The sequence below is a fragment of the Larkinella insperata genome, assembly GCF_026248825.1.
Taxonomy (GTDB): Bacteria; Bacteroidota; Bacteroidia; order Cytophagales; family Spirosomataceae; genus Larkinella; species Larkinella insperata.
In genome coordinates this window covers 2,208,311-2,226,741 of the sequence record NZ_CP110973.1, presented here as the reverse complement: position 1 = coordinate 2,226,741, position 18,431 = coordinate 2,208,311, and the positions used below count along the sequence as shown (strand labels likewise).

At 52.3% G+C, this 18,431-nt stretch carries 20 protein-coding genes; 8 read left to right on the top strand and 12 right to left on the bottom strand.

What is annotated here, in order from left to right; all coding sequences use genetic code 11:
• Positions 1 to 4 precede the first annotated feature (4 nt).
• Positions 5 to 451, bottom strand: a complete 447-nt coding sequence (locus tag OQ371_RS09115; RefSeq protein WP_265994289.1) for a DUF6265 family protein — start codon at positions 449 to 451, stop codon at positions 5 to 7.
• Positions 452 to 644: 193 nt separating this feature from the next.
• Between OQ371_RS09115 and OQ371_RS09110 the strand changes: the two genes are divergently transcribed.
• The gene (locus tag OQ371_RS09110; protein WP_265993458.1) at positions 645 to 2,960 is read left to right on the top strand and encodes a glycosyl hydrolase family 95 catalytic domain-containing protein; all 2,316 of its coding nucleotides are present in this window, start codon (positions 645 to 647) and stop codon (positions 2,958 to 2,960) included.
• Position 2,961: 1 nt separating this feature from the next.
• Here the strand turns inward: OQ371_RS09110 and OQ371_RS09105 are convergent, their stop codons facing one another.
• Positions 2,962 to 3,273 carry a hypothetical protein gene (locus OQ371_RS09105; protein WP_265993457.1) on the bottom strand — a complete coding sequence of 104 codons (312 nt, stop codon included), beginning with the start codon at positions 3,271 to 3,273 and terminating at the stop codon, positions 2,962 to 2,964.
• Between the two features lie 118 nt (positions 3,274 to 3,391).
• On the opposite strand from OQ371_RS09105, the gene OQ371_RS09100 reads away from it, so the two are divergent.
• Complete coding sequence (locus OQ371_RS09100; RefSeq protein ID WP_265993456.1) at positions 3,392 to 4,417, top strand: aldo/keto reductase; 1,026 nt, start codon at positions 3,392 to 3,394, stop codon at positions 4,415 to 4,417.
• A 55-nt stretch (positions 4,418 to 4,472) separates the two neighbouring features.
• On the opposite strand, the gene OQ371_RS09095 is transcribed toward OQ371_RS09100, so the two are convergent.
• The gene (locus tag OQ371_RS09095; RefSeq protein ID WP_265993455.1) at positions 4,473 to 4,847 is read right to left on the bottom strand and encodes a DUF3244 domain-containing protein; all 375 of its coding nucleotides are present in this window, start codon (positions 4,845 to 4,847) and stop codon (positions 4,473 to 4,475) included.
• A gap of 309 nt (positions 4,848 to 5,156) precedes the next feature.
• Here OQ371_RS09095 and OQ371_RS09090 point away from each other — a divergent pair, with 309 nt between their 5' ends.
• Positions 5,157 to 5,792 carry a hypothetical protein gene (locus OQ371_RS09090; RefSeq protein ID WP_265993454.1) on the top strand — a complete coding sequence of 212 codons (636 nt, stop codon included), beginning with the start codon at positions 5,157 to 5,159 and terminating at the stop codon, positions 5,790 to 5,792.
• A gap of 173 nt (positions 5,793 to 5,965) precedes the next feature.
• Here the strand turns inward: OQ371_RS09090 and OQ371_RS09085 are convergent, their stop codons facing one another.
• Positions 5,966 to 6,658 (bottom strand): porin family protein, encoded by a 693-nt coding sequence (locus tag OQ371_RS09085; RefSeq protein ID WP_265993453.1) that lies wholly within the window; start codon positions 6,656 to 6,658, stop codon positions 5,966 to 5,968.
• A gap of 223 nt (positions 6,659 to 6,881) precedes the next feature.
• On the opposite strand from OQ371_RS09085, the gene OQ371_RS09080 reads away from it, so the two are divergent.
• On the top strand, positions 6,882 to 7,694 hold the full coding sequence (locus OQ371_RS09080; protein WP_265993452.1) for a lysophospholipid acyltransferase family protein: 813 nt from the start codon (positions 6,882 to 6,884) through the stop codon (positions 7,692 to 7,694).
• 46 nt (positions 7,695 to 7,740) lie between these two features.
• On the opposite strand, the gene OQ371_RS09075 is transcribed toward OQ371_RS09080, so the two are convergent.
• The 4 genes from OQ371_RS09075 to OQ371_RS09060 all read right to left on the bottom strand — a co-directional run bounded on the left by OQ371_RS09075 (position 7,741) and on the right by OQ371_RS09060 (position 11,579).
• Positions 7,741 to 9,156, bottom strand: coding sequence for an inorganic phosphate transporter (locus OQ371_RS09075; protein ID WP_265993451.1), 1,416 nt, complete (start codon positions 9,154 to 9,156; stop codon positions 7,741 to 7,743).
• Positions 9,157 to 9,346: 190 nt separating this feature from the next.
• Positions 9,347 to 10,402 carry a dual-specificity RNA methyltransferase RlmN gene (rlmN, locus tag OQ371_RS09070; protein ID WP_265993450.1) on the bottom strand — a complete coding sequence of 352 codons (1,056 nt, stop codon included), beginning with the start codon at positions 10,400 to 10,402 and terminating at the stop codon, positions 9,347 to 9,349.
• Positions 10,399 to 10,986, bottom strand: a complete 588-nt coding sequence (locus OQ371_RS09065; RefSeq protein WP_265993449.1) for a CvpA family protein — start codon at positions 10,984 to 10,986, stop codon at positions 10,399 to 10,401. The genes rlmN and OQ371_RS09065 overlap by 4 nt, the downstream gene beginning before the upstream one ends.
• Before the next feature lie 140 nt (positions 10,987 to 11,126).
• Positions 11,127 to 11,579: a GatB/YqeY domain-containing protein gene (locus OQ371_RS09060; protein WP_265993448.1), complete on the bottom strand. Its 453-nt coding sequence runs from the start codon at positions 11,577 to 11,579 to the stop codon at positions 11,127 to 11,129.
• A 137-nt stretch (positions 11,580 to 11,716) separates the two neighbouring features.
• Here OQ371_RS09060 and OQ371_RS09055 point away from each other — a divergent pair, with 137 nt between their 5' ends.
• Positions 11,717 to 12,433 (top strand): pyridoxine 5'-phosphate synthase, encoded by a 717-nt coding sequence (locus OQ371_RS09055; RefSeq protein WP_265993447.1) that lies wholly within the window; start codon positions 11,717 to 11,719, stop codon positions 12,431 to 12,433.
• Between the two features lie 82 nt (positions 12,434 to 12,515).
• Positions 12,516 to 12,905, top strand: a complete 390-nt coding sequence (locus tag OQ371_RS09050) for a RidA family protein (RefSeq protein WP_265993446.1) — start codon at positions 12,516 to 12,518, stop codon at positions 12,903 to 12,905.
• A 62-nt stretch (positions 12,906 to 12,967) separates the two neighbouring features.
• Here OQ371_RS09050 and OQ371_RS09045 read toward each other — a convergent pair whose 3' ends face one another.
• Both OQ371_RS09045 and OQ371_RS09040 read right to left on the bottom strand, forming a co-directional pair.
• On the bottom strand, positions 12,968 to 14,407 hold the full coding sequence (locus OQ371_RS09045) for a Gfo/Idh/MocA family protein (RefSeq protein ID WP_265993445.1): 1,440 nt from the start codon (positions 14,405 to 14,407) through the stop codon (positions 12,968 to 12,970).
• Positions 14,408 to 14,442: 35 nt separating this feature from the next.
• Complete coding sequence (locus OQ371_RS09040) at positions 14,443 to 14,739, bottom strand: SCP2 sterol-binding domain-containing protein (protein WP_265993444.1); 297 nt, start codon at positions 14,737 to 14,739, stop codon at positions 14,443 to 14,445.
• 439 nt (positions 14,740 to 15,178) lie between these two features.
• On the opposite strand from OQ371_RS09040, the gene OQ371_RS09035 reads away from it, so the two are divergent.
• Positions 15,179 to 15,721: an RNA polymerase sigma-70 factor gene (locus OQ371_RS09035; protein WP_265993443.1), complete on the top strand. Its 543-nt coding sequence runs from the start codon at positions 15,179 to 15,181 to the stop codon at positions 15,719 to 15,721.
• A 79-nt stretch (positions 15,722 to 15,800) separates the two neighbouring features.
• Positions 15,801 to 16,580, top strand: a complete 780-nt coding sequence (locus tag OQ371_RS09030; protein ID WP_265993442.1) for a FecR family protein — start codon at positions 15,801 to 15,803, stop codon at positions 16,578 to 16,580.
• 40 nt (positions 16,581 to 16,620) lie between these two features.
• Here the strand turns inward: OQ371_RS09030 and OQ371_RS09025 are convergent, their stop codons facing one another.
• Entirely contained in the window at positions 16,621 to 17,049 is a 429-nt protein-coding gene (locus OQ371_RS09025) for a T9SS type A sorting domain-containing protein (RefSeq protein WP_265993441.1), read from the bottom strand.
• A gap of 131 nt (positions 17,050 to 17,180) precedes the next feature.
• Positions 17,181 to 18,413: an MFS transporter gene (locus tag OQ371_RS09020; protein ID WP_265993440.1), complete on the bottom strand. Its 1,233-nt coding sequence runs from the start codon at positions 18,411 to 18,413 to the stop codon at positions 17,181 to 17,183.
• Between the last annotated feature and the right edge of the window lie 18 nt (positions 18,414 to 18,431).

Sequence of the window (18,431 nt, the reverse complement as noted above, 5' to 3'; positions counted from 1 at the left end):
GCCTTTATTTAACGCGGTTGAACACAAACAAATCGACGAACGTCCATTTGTCACCTTCTTTTTTGCCGCGCTGAATGACAAGCTGGTTGTCTGAACGTTTTTCGTAAATAATCCGGACCTGACCATCCGATTTTTCAAACAACGCCTGGTTTTTCTTGGCTTCGATAAACGAATACCGGTCCGACTGGTCTTTCTCCTCCGAACCGATCAAACCGGGTTTGAAGTGTTTGACGAGGACAATGGGCCCCTGCTCGGTTTGTTCGAAAATCAGCATTTCGTACATCGTTACCTTGTTGTCTTTCATCATGCGCATGAAACCGGGCAGGTTGTCGCCTTCCGGAGCGGACCAGGCGGCATCAATCGGCCCGCCGTTGAATGTGCCCCGCCAGCGGCCTTCCATAAAAGCTACGTCGGACAAAGACCCTTTTTGGGCAAAAACCGTCGGGGTCATCAGGAAACCAAAAACAACAAGAAGCGAAAAAGACGCAAGACGGCGCAGCGAACGGCCGCGAAAGTTGGGAAATAGGTGCATGGGAATAGGTTTTATGATCGGCAAGATACTAAAATCTCCCTGATGAGATGCGGCCATTTGCTTTTTTGCGAACCCCTGTAGACCTTGCTTATCCTAACTTTCCTAAACCCGTATGACCGCCAACGCCATCAGTGTGAAGCGATTCCAGCAAATTCTGGCCGGAGTCGCCTGCGTTTTTTTTCTGACCCGCCCGCCCGCCATCGCCCAGTCGCTCCAGGCCGGTCCGTATGATCTGCAATTCAGCCTGCTACCCACCCGCTGGGACGAAGCCCTGCCGCTGGGAAACGGCATTTTGGGAACCTTAATCTGGCAGAAAGACAACCGCTTACGGTTCTCGCTCGACCGGGCCGATCTGTGGGACCTGCGCCCGATGAAAGGACTCGACCGCCCCGAATTCAGTTACCGCTGGGTGCAGGGTCAGGTAATGAAAAAAGACTACAAAATTGTTCAGGAATATTTCGATAAACCGTACGATCAGGAGCCCGGTCCGACCAAAATTCCGGGGGCGGCTTTGGAGTTCGACACCAAGGGTTGGGGTGCGGTCCAGTCGGCGAGGCTGTTGATCCGGGATGCCGTGGCGGAAGTGAAATGGAAGAACGGCACGGTTTTGCGCTCGTTCGTGCACGCAACGGAACCCATCGGCTGGTTTCGCTTTGAAAACCTCCCGGCCCGCTTCACGCCCAACCTGATTCCGCCCGCCTACGGGAAACCCATTCAGGAGAAAGCCGAAAATGCCGTTGTCGATGGCGACGATCTGGTCCGGCTGGGATACGCGCAGGGAACGGTTTCGCAGCAAAACAACAAAATCACTTACCACCAGACCGGCTGGGGCGATTTTTCGTACGACGTAACGGTGCAGTGGACGCAGAAAGGCAAAACCGTTGAGGGCACCTGGACCATCACATCTGACTATCCGCAGAAAAAGAAAACGCTGGTTCCCATCAAACCCGTTGGCCGGACGTATGCCGGTGATTTGGCTACGCACCGCGACTGGTGGCAGCGGTTCTGGTCCAAATCGTCGCTGCACGTGCCCGACCCGGTACTTTTAAAGCAGTGGTACCTGGAAACGTATAAGTTTGGGGCCACCGCCCGTGCCGATGCCCCGCCGATTTCCCTGCAAGCCGTCTGGACCGCCGACAACGGCCGGATTCCGCCCTGGAAAGGCGATTACCACCACGATCTGAATACGCAGCTCAGTTACTGGCCGAGCTACAGCGGTAACCATCTGGAAGAAAGCCTGGGCTACCTCAATCACCTGGAAGAAAACTTGCCCACTTACCGCGATTACACCAAACGGTATTTCAACACGGACGGCATTGCGGTTCCCGGCGTTACGACCCTGACGGGCAAAGAAATGGGCGGCTGGATTCAATATTCGCTTTCGCCCACGGTTTCGGCCTGGCTGGCGCACCACTATTATTTGCAGTGGCGGTATAGCCAGGATGCGAATTTTCTGCGCCAGCGTGCCTATCCCTGGCTGAAAGGCGTAGCGCAGCATCTGGAACAACTGACGGTTCTGGATGAAAACGGCAAACGGAAACTGCCCATCAGTTCCAGCCCGGAGATCAATGACAACAAACTAACAGCCTGGTTTACGACTAATACCAACTACGATCTGGCCCTGATGAAGTTTGTGTTTAAAGCCGCTTCCGACATGGCGAAGGCCCTGGGCAACGATGCAGACGCCAGCCACTGGCAGGCCGTTCAAAACCAGTGGAGCGATTTTGCCATAAGCGATCAAAATGAACTGATGTTTGCCGCCAGTCTGCCTTACAACCAGTCGCACCGGCATTTTTCGCATACAATGGCCATTCATCCGCTGGGTCTGATTCGGTGGGAAGACGGGGAAGCCGCGCAGCAGATCATCCGGAATTCGCTGGCCCTGCTCGACCGCATCGGACCGGATTGGTGGTGTGGTTACTCCTACGCCTGGCTGGGCAGCCTGAAAGCGCGGGCCAAAGACGGCAACGGGGCCCGCGAAGCGCTAAACACGTTTGCGACGGCCTTCTGCTCGCCAAACTCATTCCACCTGAACGGCGATCAAACCAAATCCGGGAAGTCGAAGTTTACGTACCGGCCGTTTACGCTGGAAGGTAATTTTGCGTTTGCCGCCGGTTTGCAGGAAATGCTGATTCAGAGTTACGCCGGTTTCATCGAAGTGTTTCCGGCCATTCCGGCTAATTGGGCCGACGTTGCGTTTACGGATTTGCGAACGGAAGGCGCTTTTTTGGTCAGCGCCCAACGACGCGCCGGGGCCGTAACGGCGATCACGGTAAAGGCGGAAAAAGGCGGTTCTACCCGGCTGAAATTACCTTTTCAGAACTACGGTACTCAATCTCCGAAACAGGCCACTGTTGAACCCGCCGAAGTCGGTTTTGTGACCGTCAAACTACAGCCCGGTGGCTCAGTGACGCTGATCAGTCGATAGCTTAGTTGTCTTTCCGCCGGGTCGTATCCCGTTTTTCCAGCGTAGCGCCCACTCCGAAGGCATTGGGTTCGCTCGGCGGCACTACGCGGACTTTGCGTTTGCCCCGGCCTTCGCGCGGGCTAACGACGGTGCCGGGTATGGATACTGGTTCCGCAGCCGGGCTTGTCATGGGTACGCCGTTCGAGGGCGTCACCACGGGTGCAATGGTCGTGGGTAATTGCTGGGGGTTGTTCTGGCGAACGGTCGTATCTCGTTGTGCGTAGCCGGACAGGGCCGTACAACCAAACATCAGGGAAAACAAAAGCCGGTTCATAACATAAAGATCATTTGTTGATTGAAACGAATTGCAACGGCTTTTGTTAGAACCAACGGCAGCAGGCTTCGGACGGTTTCCGGGAGCCGGGCCGATCAACCCATAATCACTTTACATCATGAAGTATAACCTCTTAGGCAATACGGGCCTACTGGTTTCTGAACTCTGCCTCGGCACCATGACGTTCGGCGGAAAAGGCATGTGGACGGCCATTGGTCAACTGGACCAGGATCCCGTCGATCAACTGGTGAAACGCTCCGTCGACGCCGGGATTAATTTCATTGACACGGCGAATGTGTATTCGGAAGGTTTGTCGGAAGAACTGACCGGCCAGGCCATTCATAACCTGGGTATCAAGCGCGACGAACTGGTGATTGCGACTAAGGTGCGGGGAAAAATGGGGGAAGGCCCGAACCAGATCGGCTTGAGCCGGAAACACATTCTGCAACAGGCGGAAGAAAGCCTGCACCGGCTGAAAACCGACTACATTGACCTGTACCAGATTCACGGATTTGACTTTCTGACTCCGCTGGAAGAAACGCTCCGGGCGCTGGACGACCTGGTTCGCAGCGGAAAAGTGCGCTACATTGGAGCCAGCAACCTGGCGGCCTGGCAATTGATGAAAGCCCTCTCGTATTCCGAACACAAGGATTTAGCCAAATTTGTTTCGCTGCAAGCGTACTACACGGTTGCGGGTCGCGATCTGGAGCGCGAAATCGTACCCCTGCTGCTGGATCAGAAGGTGGGTCTGATGGTGTGGAGTCCGCTGGCGGGCGGTTTTTTAAGCGGCAAATACGGTCGTAACAAGAATCCGGAAGATGCCCGCCGGGCCAATTTTGATTTCCCGCCTGTTGATAAGGAAAAAGCCTTCAACATTCTGGACGTTATCGAACCAATTGCCGCCGAAAAAGGCGTTTCAGTGGCTCAGGTGGCGCTGGCCTGGCTCCTGCACCAACCCGCCGTTACTACGGTAATTATCGGCGCCAAAAAACCAGAACAACTCGAAGACAACTTGAAAGCCGTCGAGGTGGTGCTAACGACCGATGAACTGGCAAAACTGGATGAAGTCAGCAAACTGGCTCCGGAATATCCGGGCTGGATGGTCGAACGCCAGATGGGCGACCGAAAGAAATACATTGCCTAAACAAAAAAAGCCAGGTCAAGCCTGGCTTTTTTATAGCTGAAACCCGCGATAGCGCTTAGTTCATGACGACCAGACGCGTGGGCGCTTTTGTGGGTTTTGAGTCCAGATTCACTTCTTTCCGGATGCTGCCCTCTTTTGATTTTATTTCCAGTTCGTAGGTTCCGTTGGCCAAATCGGCAACGTCCAGTTTAACGGCGTATTTCTGGGCTTTCTTACCAACAAATTGCTGGAAAAGAACCTTGCTGTTTTTATCACGCAACAGGACGACAACGGGCTCCGCCGATGTTTTTTCGACCGCCAGCCGAATCTGGTTATTGACGGTTACATAGGCGCTGGCATCGAATGAAAGAGTCTTCGGAGCTGTAGCCGGGTCAATGGAAGTTGTACTTAAGAGAGCAGTGCAGATCAGGTTACTGAGTAAATTCATCATGGCATTTGTTGTTTGGTTATAGGCCGCCAGTGCGGTGTTGTGTATGTCTTAGTGTTGTTGTTTACCTGTTCGCTTTATCTGTATGCCAACGCCATGCCAACAAGAAGACAAAAACCTAACGCCCTAACAATTAAACAATTATCAAAATGCTCAGTTTATAAAAGTGTACGAAGTCGGACAACCTCTGTTCACTTACGGACAAAAGTGTACGCTTTCCTGGACAGTGTAGAATCAGCTTGCACAGTATTTGCTTGTAAAAGCATTAGTAAAAGATACGAAAGCCTGTATATGGCACTTAATTACACAATCATGAAAAAACTCGTCCTGAGCCTGACGGTTGCGCTCGCAACTGCGGGTTTTGTGCAAACAGCCGCGGCTGCTTTGCCAGTTCCTACCCCTTCGGCAACGATGCATTCTGCATTTCAGGCAAACACGGATTCAACCGTAGCCCTGCTCGACAAAGCCGTATCCGCCAGCGCCAAAGGCGACAAGGCGGGTACCGTGCAGGCATTGCAGGCCGGAACCACGGCCCTCGAAGCCGAAGCCAAAAGCAGCACCGGTAGTTTGAAAGACAAACTACTCGGGCAGGTCAGCAATCTGAAAAAGTTGATTCCGCTGGCCCAAAGCGGCTTACTAAAAGGTAATGTTTTGCAAAAAGCTGTAAGCCTGGCCAAGACGGCGCTCGGTGCGAATCAACTTGAGAAGCTCATGGGTGGTGGCAATTTGATTTCGAAAGTCAGTGGTTTAACCAAAAACCTCAATCTGGTCAAAACCGGGCTGTCGGCGCTGGGTGGTAGCAGTGCCAGTTCCGGCAACTCACTCATCAACACAACTTTGGGTAGTCTGTCGAAATTAAGCAAGGGGGGCGCTGTGGCGAAAGCCGCCGAACCCGCCGTAAAGAGTCAACTTGATAGTGTACTGGGACTGGTAAAAGGGATTCTGTAAAAACTATATTGGTTGATCTCTAACAAAAAAGCCCGGTGCAAACGCCCCGGGCTTTTCCAGCTCAACTCTAACCCTTAAACACACACAAACAATGCTTTATTAGTAAACAATTATTAACGCGTAACAAATCCCGGCAGACCGCTATATTGCTGTTGGTCACCGCATTGCTTTACTCATTGTCCGAAGGCAAACGAGTAGCCGATCGATGCGCTCAAGCCCCGGTTGCGGATCGGAAGCTGAACAAATGGGAGATCGTATTGCCGCGAAAAACCGTGTTGGTACCGCGCTTCGACAAAAAATTTGCCCGCTCCGGCTTCCGCGCTGAAGCCCAGCCCGCCGATGGCGCTAAAATCCCAACGGTTGTAATTGAGCAGTCCCATGTTCATGTCTACATCCATAGGTTTGCTCCGGAATATACCACTAGTTCGGGTCCGAATGCGTCCGTTGACGGCGTAACCCGCAGCTCCACCCGCCAGCACATAAAACTGGACCGGCCCTTCGTTCAGGTTGATTTTGGCCAGAACCGGCAGCTCCACGTACCGCGTCTGGTAGGCAACCCGGGCACCGAGCGGCAAACTCCAGCCGCCCAACGGAAGCTTCAAGCCTTCGTCAATCAAAAAACCCTTCTGAATATACGAAACTTCGGGCCGGATGCTGACACGCTCGCTAACCGGAGCTTCCACAAAAACCGCCCCAGTCAGACCGGGTGACAACCGAAAAGTGGGCGAAAAATTATCTAAAAATTCAGGTTTGGAAACTGCGCCCCAGTTGGCGCCCGCCCGAAAGCCCACCTGAACCTGTGCGGATGCAGTTTGAATCCATAAAAAGGCAAGTGCGGCTATTCCGGCCAGTGTAAATCGTTTCATGACTGATAAAAAAATAGGTTGGTTATCTATGGCAAAGCGGCCGTAATGGTAAGCCGTTGTTACTGAAATCTGATGCTTGGACATGCGCGAACGCCAATGGATTAATGCCATTTTACTTTTTTATCAATTTTTATTTATACTTCTGGGCTTAAGCAGTACTTTTCGCCGAAAACATTGTCCTGATTTTTTGGATTTACTACATGATCGATTAATCTGATGATGAATGGATTGTAAACCGCCAACGCAATACAGCTTTCTGCCGAAACCGCTCAACAAACTCGATTTTATCGGCCTTTTTGACAAGGATCCTTTCGGCAACTCCCTGTTTATCAAACGGATCTTGATTGCTATTCTGGGCTGGATTACCTATTTCCGGTACACGCTTTACAACAAGCTCAACATCGAAGGCACGGAATATCTGGAGAACCTACCAGTCAACAACGTGATTTTCCTTTCCAACCATCAGACCTATTTTGCCGATGTAATTGCCTTCTACCACATTTTTTGCAGCGTCAAATGGGGATTCAAAAATAATATCGTACCGCCACTGTACCTGCTCTGGCCCCGCGCTCGCAATTACTATATAGCGGCCAGCGAAACCATGAAGGGAGGTCTGGTACCCCGTATTTTTGCCCTGGGAGGAGCCATTCAGATCGAACGGTCGTGGCGGTCGAAAGGCCAGGATGTTAATCGGGAAGTAGATAATACGGCCAATGACCGCATCGCACGAGCGCTCGAACACGGTTGGGTAGTTAGCTTTCCGCAGGGAACCACCAGCCCCTACGCCCCGATCCGAAAGGGTACGGGTCACATTCTGAAAACCACCAACCCAATCGTAATTCCGGTGGTCATTAACGGTTTTCGGCGGGCGTTTGATAAAAAAGGGTTGCGGTTAAAAAAGCGGAATACGCAACTGAGCGTACGCTTTAAACCGCCGTTGGAATACGATGCGAAAGAATCCATCGAATCGCTGGTCGACAAAGTTCGGGAAGCCATCGAGCAGGAGCTTCCCAAAGAAAAAATGACGAGGCTCTAATCCGCCTGGGATAGAGCCTCGTCATTTTCAATATCCTGCTAAGCTGTTAGTCTAAAATCCAGCGAAAGAGCAGGTAAAGCGTAAAAGAAAGCAGGATGGACACCGGTAGCGTCATCACCCAGGCCAGTGCAATGTTGCGAATGGTTCCTCCCTGTAGGTTTTTGATCCCTTTGCTGGCCACCATGCTACCGGCAATCCCGGATGACAGCATGTGGGTGGTACTGACCGGCGCTTTGTACAGCGTCGCCAACGCGATGGTCGTGGCCGCCACCAATTCCGCCGAAGCTCCCTGGGCATAGGTCAAATGCTGCTTCCCAATTTTCTCACCAATTGTTACGACAATCCGTTTCCAGCCAACCATCGTTCCCAGGCCGAGCGACAGCGCAATCATCAGAATGACCCAAAGCGGAGCGTAGTCTGTAAACCGGCGCAAACCCGCTTTCTCGTTCAGGTTGGTATTCAGCGTGGCGATATCCGTTGCGCTCAACCCCACCTCCTCACTTTCCACCAACTTCTTGACGTTGTTGTTGATCAGCAGCAAGTCACGGCGAATCTGCAAACGTTCATCGGCTTTGAATTTCCCATCTTCCAGCGGGATGTTGATGACTCCCTGAAGATCGGTGAGTTCCGCTTTGGTTTGGGAGATCCGGCGCCGGTCGGTATCCGATAAGCCAACGGTATCAATTTTATTGATGATCTGGGAAATCTGCACCAGGTTTCCACGCATGGTGGTGGGCTCGATGTTATTGTTTAGAGCAAAATAAGCCGGTGTAATTCCGATCAGGATCAGCATGATCAGCCCCACCCCTTTCTGCCCGTCGTTGGAGCCGTGAAAAAAACTAACGCCCGTACAAGTCACAATTAGAATCGAGCGAATCCAGGTCGGCGGGGGAGCGTTTTTCTTGGGTTCTTTAAACAGGTCTTTGTTGCCCACCAACCGGCGCAGCAAAAACATCAGGATGATGGCAAGACTGAAACCAATCAACGGCGACAGCAACAGGGCCCTCCCGATTTTTTCGGCTTCTTCCCAGTTGACGCCCCCCCGTTCGCCGGTCGTGCCCATAGTCGAGAAGGCCAGGCCCACCCCCAGGATGGAACCGATCAGGGTATGCGAACTGGAACTGGGCAAACCAAAATACCACGTACCCAGGTTCCAGATGATAGCGCTAAACAGCAGGGCCAGCACCATCGCTATGCTGTGATAAACGTTCTGATCGACCAGCAATTCGACCGGCAGCAGGTTGACAATTCCCATGGCAACGCCGATACCACCCATCAAAACCCCAACAAAGTTGCAGATCCCCGACCACACCACGGCGATGTTGGGTTTCAGGGAGTTTGTATAAATAACCGTAGCGACGGCATTGGCCGTATCGTGGAATCCATTTACAAATTCAAACGCGCAGGCAGCAAAGAGACAAAGAGCGAGGAGGATGAAAATATCCGTTTCTAATCCGAACATGCAGATACAAGTCTGTAGTACTGAGCCTTGTGAAAACTCAATCAATTATTCCTCAAAAGTACAGTAAACTTCCGAGGGCAATGTTAACTAAATGTTAAGCAATAACCGGACCGGTTGTTAAAATCTTCCGGTTTTGTACTTAGTCCTGAATACTTTGTAACCTGCACAGTTCAAAAAGGCGCAGAAAAAATTACTGTTTCCCTGCCAGTTGTCCGCAGGCTGCGTCAATATCTTTTCCCCGGCTCCGGCGGATGTTGACCACCACGCCCCGGTCTTCCAGAAAACCGGCGAACTGGTCGAGTTTCTGGGAGTCGGTATTCCGGAAATCGGCCTCGGCAATCGGGTTGTACTCGATAATGTTTACCTTGGCGGGCACCTTTTTGGTAAACTGCCAAAGCTCTTTGGCGTCCTGCAGGGTGTCGTTAAAGTTATTAAAAACGATGTACTCAAACGTGACCCGCGTACCGGTTTTCTTGTAGAAGTAGTTCAGGGCTTCGGCCAGCGCAGGCAGCGAGTTGCTCTCGTTGATCGGCATGATCTGGTTCCGCTTGTCGTCATTGGCGGCATGGAGCGACAGCGCCAGGTTGAATTTCACTTGATCATCACCCAATTTTTTGATCATTTTGGCGATTCCGGCCGTCGAAACCGTAATCCGTTTGGCCGACATGCCCAGCCCGTTGGGCGACGTAATCCGCTCGACCGAGTCCAGCATGTTGGTGTAATTCAGCAGCGGCTCACCCATCCCCATGTACACGATGTTGGTCAGGCCGGTGCCGTAGGTATCTTTGGCTTGCTGGTCAATGGCCACCACCTGATCGACCATTTCACTGGCTTCCAGGTTGCGTTTCCGATCCATGTAACCCGTTGCGCAAAATTTGCAGGTCAGCGAGCAGCCCACCTGCGACGAAATACAGGCCGTCATCCGGTTGTCCTCGTCTTTCCGCAGGGCCGGAATCAGAACACCCTCAACCAGATTGCCGTCGTAGAGCCGGAACGAGGATTTGATGGTACCGTCGGCGCTTTGCTGCTGTTTGGCTACCGACAGCGTACGCACTTCAAAATGCTCCGCCAGCAACTGCCGGGTTTTCAGCGAAAGGTTCGTCATGTCGTCGAACGTCCGCGCCGATCGTTTCCAGAGCCATTCCTGAATTTGTTTCGAGCGAAAGCCTTGTTCGCCGTGGCCGGTCAGCCAGGTTTTCAGTTGGTCTTCGTTTAGTTTTCGTATGTCCTGCTTTGTCGTTGTCATCCTTTTTTGTCTGCACGTTCCGCTTTCAAGTCGTCCGGCTTGGTATCGGACCAGCTTCGCGAAAATTCTTCTTTCTGTTTACGAATCCAGTTCGTTCCCACCGGAATCCAGCCGGACGTTGCGTCCATGACTTTCGGCGCGATGGGTTTGACCATGGGATAGAGGTACGTTTCCTGCGTGTGTTTGATCGGCATACGTATCCCCATCCAGGTTAACAACCAGAGCATTACACTAATTCCGAAAACCCAGGTAAAAATTCCGACGGCGGCTCCGGCCAGACTATCGAACGTACCCAGCAACGTATATCGCATCGAATTCCGGAGGGAAAACCCCATGCGGTTGATCAGAAAAATCGTCGGAAAAAAGATAACCGAAAACCCCATCCACGGCAACAGCCGCCGGGCCACTTCCATGCTGATGTACGGCGCCAGCAGATCAATGCCGAACCCCAGAAATTTAAAGCCGACGATCATCGCCACGACAAAGGCCACAATGGCGACAACTTCCACCAGCAATCCCTTGCGGTAACCATTGTACGCACCGTAGCCCAGCGTAATGAGGATGATGATGTCGAGGATTTTCAAGGTTGGGAAAAAATGGTTTTGAATGGTTATATGGAAAAAAATACGTGGATGGTGTACAGTTGAGGCATCATGCCGCTAAGTACTGGAAAATAATCTTTCAACAATCTGACCATTTTAACCATCCAAAACCATTAATCCCCTTAAGATAGTAAACTTTTTACCGTGGCCGAAATGGCTTTCCCGTCGGCCTGCCCCGCCAGTTCTTTGGTGGCAACGCCCATCACTTTGCCCAAATCCGACGATCCGGATGCGCCTACCCGGGCGATGATCTCCTGCAAACGGCTTTTCAGTTCCTCTTCCGAAAGCTGCTGCGGCAGGTATTTCTCAATGACGGCAATTTCCGCCAGCTCGGCCTGCAGAAGGTCCTCGCGGCTCTGCGTGCGGTAGATATCAGCCGAATCCTTCCGTTGCTTAACGGCTTTGGTTAGGAGTTTAATTTCATCTTCAGGCTTCAGGTCGCCCCCGGCCGAACCATCTTTGGTTTCTTCCAGCAAAATCAGCGACTTGATGGCCCGCAACGCCCGCAGCCGATCCTGATCCTTGGCCTTCATTGCTTCTTTGATATCCGTATCAATCTGTTGTTTCAGCGACATACTTTTGAGTGATGAATTAAGCGTTATGAGTGAAGAGTTTATCAACTCCGGAACCATTGAAAGTTGGGCAAAGTTACAAAAACGAGGACGGCTTGTTACAATTCATCCCTCATAACTCTTAATTCATCACTCAGCTAATGACTCGTTTGAGCGTAAACATCAATAAAATTGCCACGCTCCGGAATTCGCGGGGCGGCAACAATCCGAATGTGGTCAACGTAGCGCTCGACTGCGAGCGGTTTGGTGCTCAGGGCATCACGGTCCACCCGCGCCCCGACGAACGGCACATCCGGTACCAGGACGTTCTGGATTTGAAGGAGGTTGTAACCACCGAATTCAACATTGAAGGAAACCCCGACGCCCGGTTTATTGAACTGGTTTCCCGCGTCCGGCCCGAGCAGGTGACGCTCGTACCCGACGCCGTAGATGCCATTACCTCCAACGCGGGCTGGGATACCCTTACGCACCGGGCTCATCTGACGGATCTGGTCAAACGATTCAAGGACCTGGGAATCCGGGTTTCGATTTTCGTGGATGCCGACGAACGCATGGTCGAGGGCGCCAAGGAAGTCGGCACCGACCGGATTGAGTTGTATACCGAACCGTATGCCACCCATTACCCCGATGACCGGGCGGCCGCCGTTGCTCCTTTTGTTAAAGCCGCTCAGGTTGCCAACCAATTGGGGCTGGGCCTTAACGCCGGCCACGACCTGAGCCTGGAAAACCTGCGGTATTTTCAGCAGTCCGTTCCCGGTTTGCTGGAAGTTTCCATTGGACACGCGCTCATCAGCGACGCGCTGTACTTCGGTCTTGAGAATACCATTCAGCTCTATTTGAAACAGTTAGGGGAATAAAGAACTGAGATAAAAGAGCAAAGACCTCTCATTCGGGTTTTGTTATTTTTTGTCGCAGGTCTCCCTTTTTGTGTCTTTCCACATGATTCAATTCGTCGAAACGCCCAACGCTCCACTTCCCGCCGGGCATTATACCCAGGCCACCGTCTGGAACGACCTGATTTTTGTATCTGGTCAATTGCCGATTCATCCCGTTACAAAGGAAAAAATTACCGGGTCGATCGAAGACCAGAGCCGTCAGGTGCTGGAAAATGTGAAAGCCGTTCTGGAAGCCGCCGGAAGCGACCTGAATCACGTTTTGAAAACAACGGTTTACATCGCTGACATTGGGCTGTGGGAGCCGGTCAATGCGCTGTACGCTAGTTTTTTTGGAGAACACAAACCCGCCCGCGCCGTGGTGCCGACCAACAAGCTGCACTACGGTTTTTTGATTGAGATTGAAGCCGTGGCGGTTCGCAAAACAAACTCATAAGAAAGCCGGCCCGGTCAGCAAGACAGTATGGTCCCGACCGGGCCGGCTTTTTTACTGGTTTTTCAAAGGGAATAACGCCCCCGGTACTGCCGCTTCACAAACTGGTTGGCGTAATCAAAGTTCGTGATTTTCATGTTGGCACCGTCCCAGAAAAGCTTTTTGCGGCCGGGAAAGCTGTACCCACCGTCGGCCCTGGCCTCCCGGTGCATGTAACTGCGCGTGGCGAGGTTGCCCATCAGGACGGTTTCAGTTAGCGGACCAGCTTCCTCAAACGACGAACTCGTGTACGCGCCGTACCCCTGCTTGCAGGCTTTCACCCATTGCTGCTGGTGCCCCTCCGTTTTGCCTTCGACCAACGGTTTTTCGGCGTCGGGCAGCTTTTTGCCCTCAAACTTCTCTTCCGGAAATAGCCGCGGATTGTTGCCAAACAACTCAGCCACCAGAATACCCTTGCTGCCAATAAACATCATCCCGCCGTCGATGCTCGTAAATACTTTTTCGTACGGAATTCCTTCCGGCACTTGCGGGCGAATACCGCCATCGTACCACGAGAACTTGATTTCGTTCACCTTGCGGTTGTCCGACGGGAAAGTCAGGTGAATGGCCGATGAGGGCGGACAAACATCGTCGTAGAACGCTTCCACGAAGAAGTCTGAATACACCGACCCAACGCTGCATTCCACCGAAGTCGGGTATTTTAGCTTCAGCGCCCGGAAGGGTACGTCCATGAAATGACAGCCCATATCGCCCAGCGCCCCGGTTCCAAAATCCCAGTAGCCGCGCCAGCGGGTCGGCATGTAGGCTTCGTGGTAACTGCGCAGGGGAGCCGTTCCCAGCCACAAATCCCAATCCACCTCCGACGGCACCGGCTGCGATTCGCCCCGGTCTTTAGGTGACCGGACACCCTGCGGCCATACCGGCCGGTTGGTCCAGCAATTGATGGTGTGCACCGGGCCAATAACACCTTTCTGAATCCAGGTTTCTATTTTACGCGTGTCATCCCCGCTGCTGCCCTGGTTGCCCATTTGCGTCACCACCTTGTAGTTGCGGGCGGCTTCGGTCAGCATCCGGGCTTCGTAAATATCGTGCGTCAACGGTTTTTCGCAGTATACATGCTTGCCCAATTGCATGGCCGCCATCGCAATGGGAGCGTGCATGTGGTCGGGCGTGGAGATGATTACGGCATCGAAATTTTTCGCTTCCTTGTCGAACAGCTGGCGGTAGTCCCGAAAATAAGGGGCCTGCGCAAACTGGGCGCGGTATTTCTTCGCCTGCCGGTCGTCAACATCACACAGCGCCACGATGTTGGCCGAACCGTTGTTGTAGGCCAAACGGATGTTCACGTCGGCCTTACCGCCACACCCGACGGCGGCTATGTTCAGCTTGTCGCTGGGCGCTACGTAACCGGGGCCACCCAGCACATGACGCGGCACGATGGTAAAACCGGCAGCCGCCAGGGCGCTTCCCTGCAGGAATTTTCGACGCGAGAAAGAGAATTTCATGGATTCAGGAATTGGGAATCAGAAATGGCAAAACGCTAACTGAGTTTCTGGCCAATTTTCATGGCGAGGCCCATATCGCCCGATACTTTCAGTTTGCCAAACATGAAAGCCGTCATGGGATTCAATTCGCCCGTGCCGAGTTTCTGCAAATCGCTCAGGGAAACTTTGATGGTACTATCCGCTTCGGCATCTTCGTTGGAAACCACCGGGGGCGACTGCCGCCCGTCGATGTAAATAACTCCCTGATCGGTCGCCAGTTTGACCGTTGCATCAAAGCTGCTGTCCGCGCTCACCCGGCGCCGAATCTCCTCCGTGAAATCTTGTAATGTCATGCGTGTGGTTTGTTTTGAATCAAATCTGGATTAGATAGGACAATAGCTAATAAAACTAACGGCTTTTTCGGTAAAAGTATGCAGAATACCGAAATTTTTAGTAAGTTCAAACCCGTTAATTGCCCTCTGAACAAATCTGTTCTTTTCAGGACCGATGGATAAAAATGCCAGTATGTCTGATTAAGTGTAGCTACATTCATATTCTGCCTTTTTTAGATATTGAGAGCCTTTTAGCTTCCCATCAGGCCCGAATAGATGCTTTAATGTATTACATAGCGTCAGCAACTACCGTTTACTAAAGTAGTAAACGGGAAAGGTGTAAAGGACTTAGAGAAGGATGCCGGAGTTGAAATAGACTAAACTTTGTTGACTAATTCGTTGATTTTTTTGTCCGATAACTATTTCTCTGGCGGGCACTTGTTAAAAATGTGTATTCAGAATGCAAGCTGAACAAACACTTCTTCGACAACTTAGGAATGCTGACCCAACGGCTTTTCGGCGTGTTTATGACCGCTACGTGCAACGAATTTATTATTTCGCGGTAAGCATCCTTAAATCACCGGAAGCCGCTCAACAGGTTGTGCGCGATGTGTTTACTTCACTCTGGGAGCGTCGCAATACGCTAGACGAAGATATTCCCTTGAACGGCTATTTGTTCACCATCACCTACGGTCTGGTGCTATCCAGTTTTCGCGAACGGCACAGTCAATGCCAGCCCAAGGAAATTTTGCAGCGGCTGACCACGCAGTCGGGTTCTGATACGGAAGAAGAGGTACTCTATCAGGAATTGGAATTACTGTACCAGCAGGCGGTGGCGCAACTTTCCCCACGCCGTCGCGAAATCTACTTGCTGAGTCGGCACGAAGGCTATACGTCGCAACAAATTGCGGACCGCATGAACCTTTCGACCCGAACCGTCGACGACCACCTGAATCAGGCTTACAACACGCTGGGTACTTATTTTGAACGACATACCTATTAAATCGTGATTGATCGGTTGAAGAAACGGCCCCGCCAAGGCGCGTGCGGAGCAATTCACAACCAATCAACCACTTGGTAATATGGAGGATTTGCTGGTTAAATACGTTCGGAACGAATGCAACCGCGAGGAAGAGCAATGGGTGATTGGCTGGCTGCAAAATCCGGATAACGAAGCATACCTACGTGGCTTGATGCGGAAGCAATGGAATAATCCCTGCGTTACCGATGTCGATTCTCCCAACTGGCAGCGGATGTGGCTGGATATCTCCCAGCAAACCAAACACGTACCCACCGAACCCGAGCTTCCACTTTACCGCACCGTGTGGCAACAGGTGATCCGGATTGCCATCTGGGTTACGTGCATCATTGCATTGGGCTTCAGTATCCGATTGCTTCGTCAGGCCCAATTACCCGCAGATGCCGTCTACCAATCCGGCGACAAACCATATAGGCACATTTTATTGCCGGATAAATCCGCCGTTATTCTCAGAAAGAACTCCACCGTCAAGGTTTCATCCGATTGGTCGGGGCCTAACCGGAAAATCTGGCTGAACGGAGAAGCCGTGGTACTGGTCGCCAGGCAACCGCTCGGTTTTCGGCTACAAATTCACACGGGCAACCACGTCGTAACCGAAACCCAGGAAGCCCGCGTGTACGTCAACCGAAAAAAACAGTCGAGTCAGGTTATTGTCGAAGAGGGCACTGTGAACTTCATCCTCCAGAAATCGGGCCTGTTGGACAAAATGAAAGAATATAAATTAGAGCGGGGCGATATGGCGGAGTACAACGAGGGATCAACCCAGTTGATCCGGCGCCATGTGAAACCCTCCGCTTACACCTCCTGGACCAAAGAGAACTAAGTTCCCCGCTCCTACCAAGCCAAGTATAAGCAATTTATGGTTATTTCAGGCTGGTCAATTGTTCGTTGGCCGGAACGACGGTCAACACGCGTTGCGTAGAGCGCTCCATGATACCAGACGTTTTGACCTGAAACGATTTTTCGACGGTTTCGCGGCCATCCGTGATCTGCAGCGTATAGGTACCGTCCGTCATGCTACTCATGTCGAACCGCTGACGGTATTTGTCTCTGCTTCTGGGCATGGTTCCCGAGTACACCAGCCGGTTTTTCTCGTCGAGCAGCCGCACGACAATCTTGCATTTGGGATCGTTCCGCTGGACGTTCATCCACAACTTCATCGGATTCGCCGATGGGTAAGTTGCAACCAGGAAAGGCTTATCATTAGAACTGTTTTGAGCGAAGGAAGTGTTTCCTACCAACAGAAGGGCGCCCAGCAAAAGGGCATTGGCCGTGCGGACAATCGTTTTCATGGTGTTCGTTAGATTTGTTGTTTACTGATCTAAATTCACCGAAAAGATGCAACGCACCCGCCCCCGGAGCGGGATGTTGGGAGCAATGGCGGAAAAACAGGATAAGCGGTCCTGAACGGGATGGTTCCGGTCTATTCGACGTAATTTAAATCCTTGCCATACGTTTCGTCCAGCGTCGCCAGCGACCAGAAACTGATCAGGAAGCAGAGCAGGGCCACAACGGCTGCCGAGCCGATCACCCCTACCGATGGCTTGAGCGACTGGAAAAGCGGAATCGTTAGTAATGTGGTGGCCCGCACATTGTTGGCGATAGAGGTGGTAGCCGTCGAGCGTAAGTTGGTTCCGAAATGCTCGGCCGACACGGTTAGAAACAGCGCGATGTAGCCAATTGAAAAACCGAGGATAACGCAAACGGTATAGAAAAGCGGAATCGACGCGATTCCGGCAAACAAATAAATCGCCACAAAGACCAAATTGAGCAGCATTAAAGCCCCGATCGCCCGTCGACGGGACCGAAACCACTGGCTCAGCGGGCCGCTGATCAAATCGCCAACGCCCATACCGACGTAGGTAAACATCACGACGCGCCCGGGTGCAATCGGCTCCGAGATGCCCAGCGCTTTGGCGAATTCGTTACTGAACGTCGCCAGAATACCGATAACAAAATAAGTCGGAACGGCCAGCCCCATGCACCGCAGATAGGTCAAAAGCCGTCTGGAATGGGTAAACAGCGACCAGAAATTACCACGCTGAACGGTTTGCTCTTTCATCCGGAGAAACATACTCGACTCGAATACCGACACCCGCAGCAACAGTAAAACCAACCCCAGGCCGCCCCCGATGAAGTAGGTCGTCCGCCAATCAAACAGCACCACGGTGAAGTACGCAACCACGGCTCCGAACAGGCCCACCCCCGCAACCAACGACGTACCGTAGCCCCGGAGTTCCTTCGGAAGAATTTCGGAAACCAGGGTAATACCGGCGCCCAGTTCCCCGGCCAGTCCCAGCCCGGCCACAAACCGCAAGAGTGCGTAGGTGTTGGCGTCCTGCACAAACCCGCAGGCAATGTTGGCCAGTGAATAGGTAACGATGGACCCAAACAGCACCGAAAGCCGCCCGCGTTTGTCGCCCAGAATCCCCCATAAAACGCCCCCTAGCAACAACCCGGCCTGCTGCCAGTTCAAAACCGTTCCGCCAATGATGGAGATTTGTTTCTCGTCCAGCCCCAGGTCTTTCAGGCTCGGTACCCGGACAATGTTAAACAAAAGCAGATCGTAGACATCCACGAAATAGCCCAAAGCGGCCACGATAACCGGCAGCGAAAACAACGGCCGGAAGGATACGGCAGGTGAAGCAGGATTCATACAAGCAGACGAAAGGAG

Bases quoted from the DNA above. Each gene is read 5' to 3' on its own strand.
- OQ371_RS09115 (WP_265994289.1), bottom strand. From the start codon at position 451: ATGACCCCGACGGTTTTTGCCCAAAAAGGGTCTTTGTCCGACGTAGCT.
- OQ371_RS09110 (WP_265993458.1), top strand. From the start codon at position 645: ATGACCGCCAACGCCATCAGTGTGAAGCGATTCCAGCAAATTCTGGCC.
- OQ371_RS09105 (WP_265993457.1), bottom strand. From the start codon at position 3,273: ATGAACCGGCTTTTGTTTTCCCTGATGTTTGGTTGTACGGCCCTGTCC.
- OQ371_RS09100 (WP_265993456.1), top strand. From the start codon at position 3,392: ATGAAGTATAACCTCTTAGGCAATACGGGCCTACTGGTTTCTGAACTC.
- OQ371_RS09095 (WP_265993455.1), bottom strand. From the start codon at position 4,847: ATGATGAATTTACTCAGTAACCTGATCTGCACTGCTCTCTTAAGTACA.
- OQ371_RS09090 (WP_265993454.1), top strand. From the start codon at position 5,157: ATGAAAAAACTCGTCCTGAGCCTGACGGTTGCGCTCGCAACTGCGGGT.
- OQ371_RS09085 (WP_265993453.1), bottom strand. From the start codon at position 6,658: ATGAAACGATTTACACTGGCCGGAATAGCCGCACTTGCCTTTTTATGG.
- OQ371_RS09080 (WP_265993452.1), top strand. From the start codon at position 6,882: ATGGATTGTAAACCGCCAACGCAATACAGCTTTCTGCCGAAACCGCTC.
- OQ371_RS09075 (WP_265993451.1), bottom strand. From the start codon at position 9,156: ATGTTCGGATTAGAAACGGATATTTTCATCCTCCTCGCTCTTTGTCTC.
- rlmN (WP_265993450.1), bottom strand. From the start codon at position 10,402: ATGACAACGACAAAGCAGGACATACGAAAACTAAACGAAGACCAACTG.
- OQ371_RS09060 (WP_265993448.1), bottom strand. From the start codon at position 11,579: ATGTCGCTGAAACAACAGATTGATACGGATATCAAAGAAGCAATGAAG.
- OQ371_RS09055 (WP_265993447.1), top strand. From the start codon at position 11,717: ATGACTCGTTTGAGCGTAAACATCAATAAAATTGCCACGCTCCGGAAT.
- OQ371_RS09050 (WP_265993446.1), top strand. From the start codon at position 12,516: ATGATTCAATTCGTCGAAACGCCCAACGCTCCACTTCCCGCCGGGCAT.
- OQ371_RS09045 (WP_265993445.1), bottom strand. From the start codon at position 14,407: ATGAAATTCTCTTTCTCGCGTCGAAAATTCCTGCAGGGAAGCGCCCTG.
- OQ371_RS09040 (WP_265993444.1), bottom strand. From the start codon at position 14,739: ATGACATTACAAGATTTCACGGAGGAGATTCGGCGCCGGGTGAGCGCG.
- OQ371_RS09035 (WP_265993443.1), top strand. From the start codon at position 15,179: ATGCAAGCTGAACAAACACTTCTTCGACAACTTAGGAATGCTGACCCA.
- OQ371_RS09030 (WP_265993442.1), top strand. From the start codon at position 15,801: ATGGAGGATTTGCTGGTTAAATACGTTCGGAACGAATGCAACCGCGAG.
- OQ371_RS09025 (WP_265993441.1), bottom strand. From the start codon at position 17,049: ATGAAAACGATTGTCCGCACGGCCAATGCCCTTTTGCTGGGCGCCCTT.
- OQ371_RS09020 (WP_265993440.1), bottom strand. From the start codon at position 18,413: ATGAATCCTGCTTCACCTGCCGTATCCTTCCGGCCGTTGTTTTCGCTG.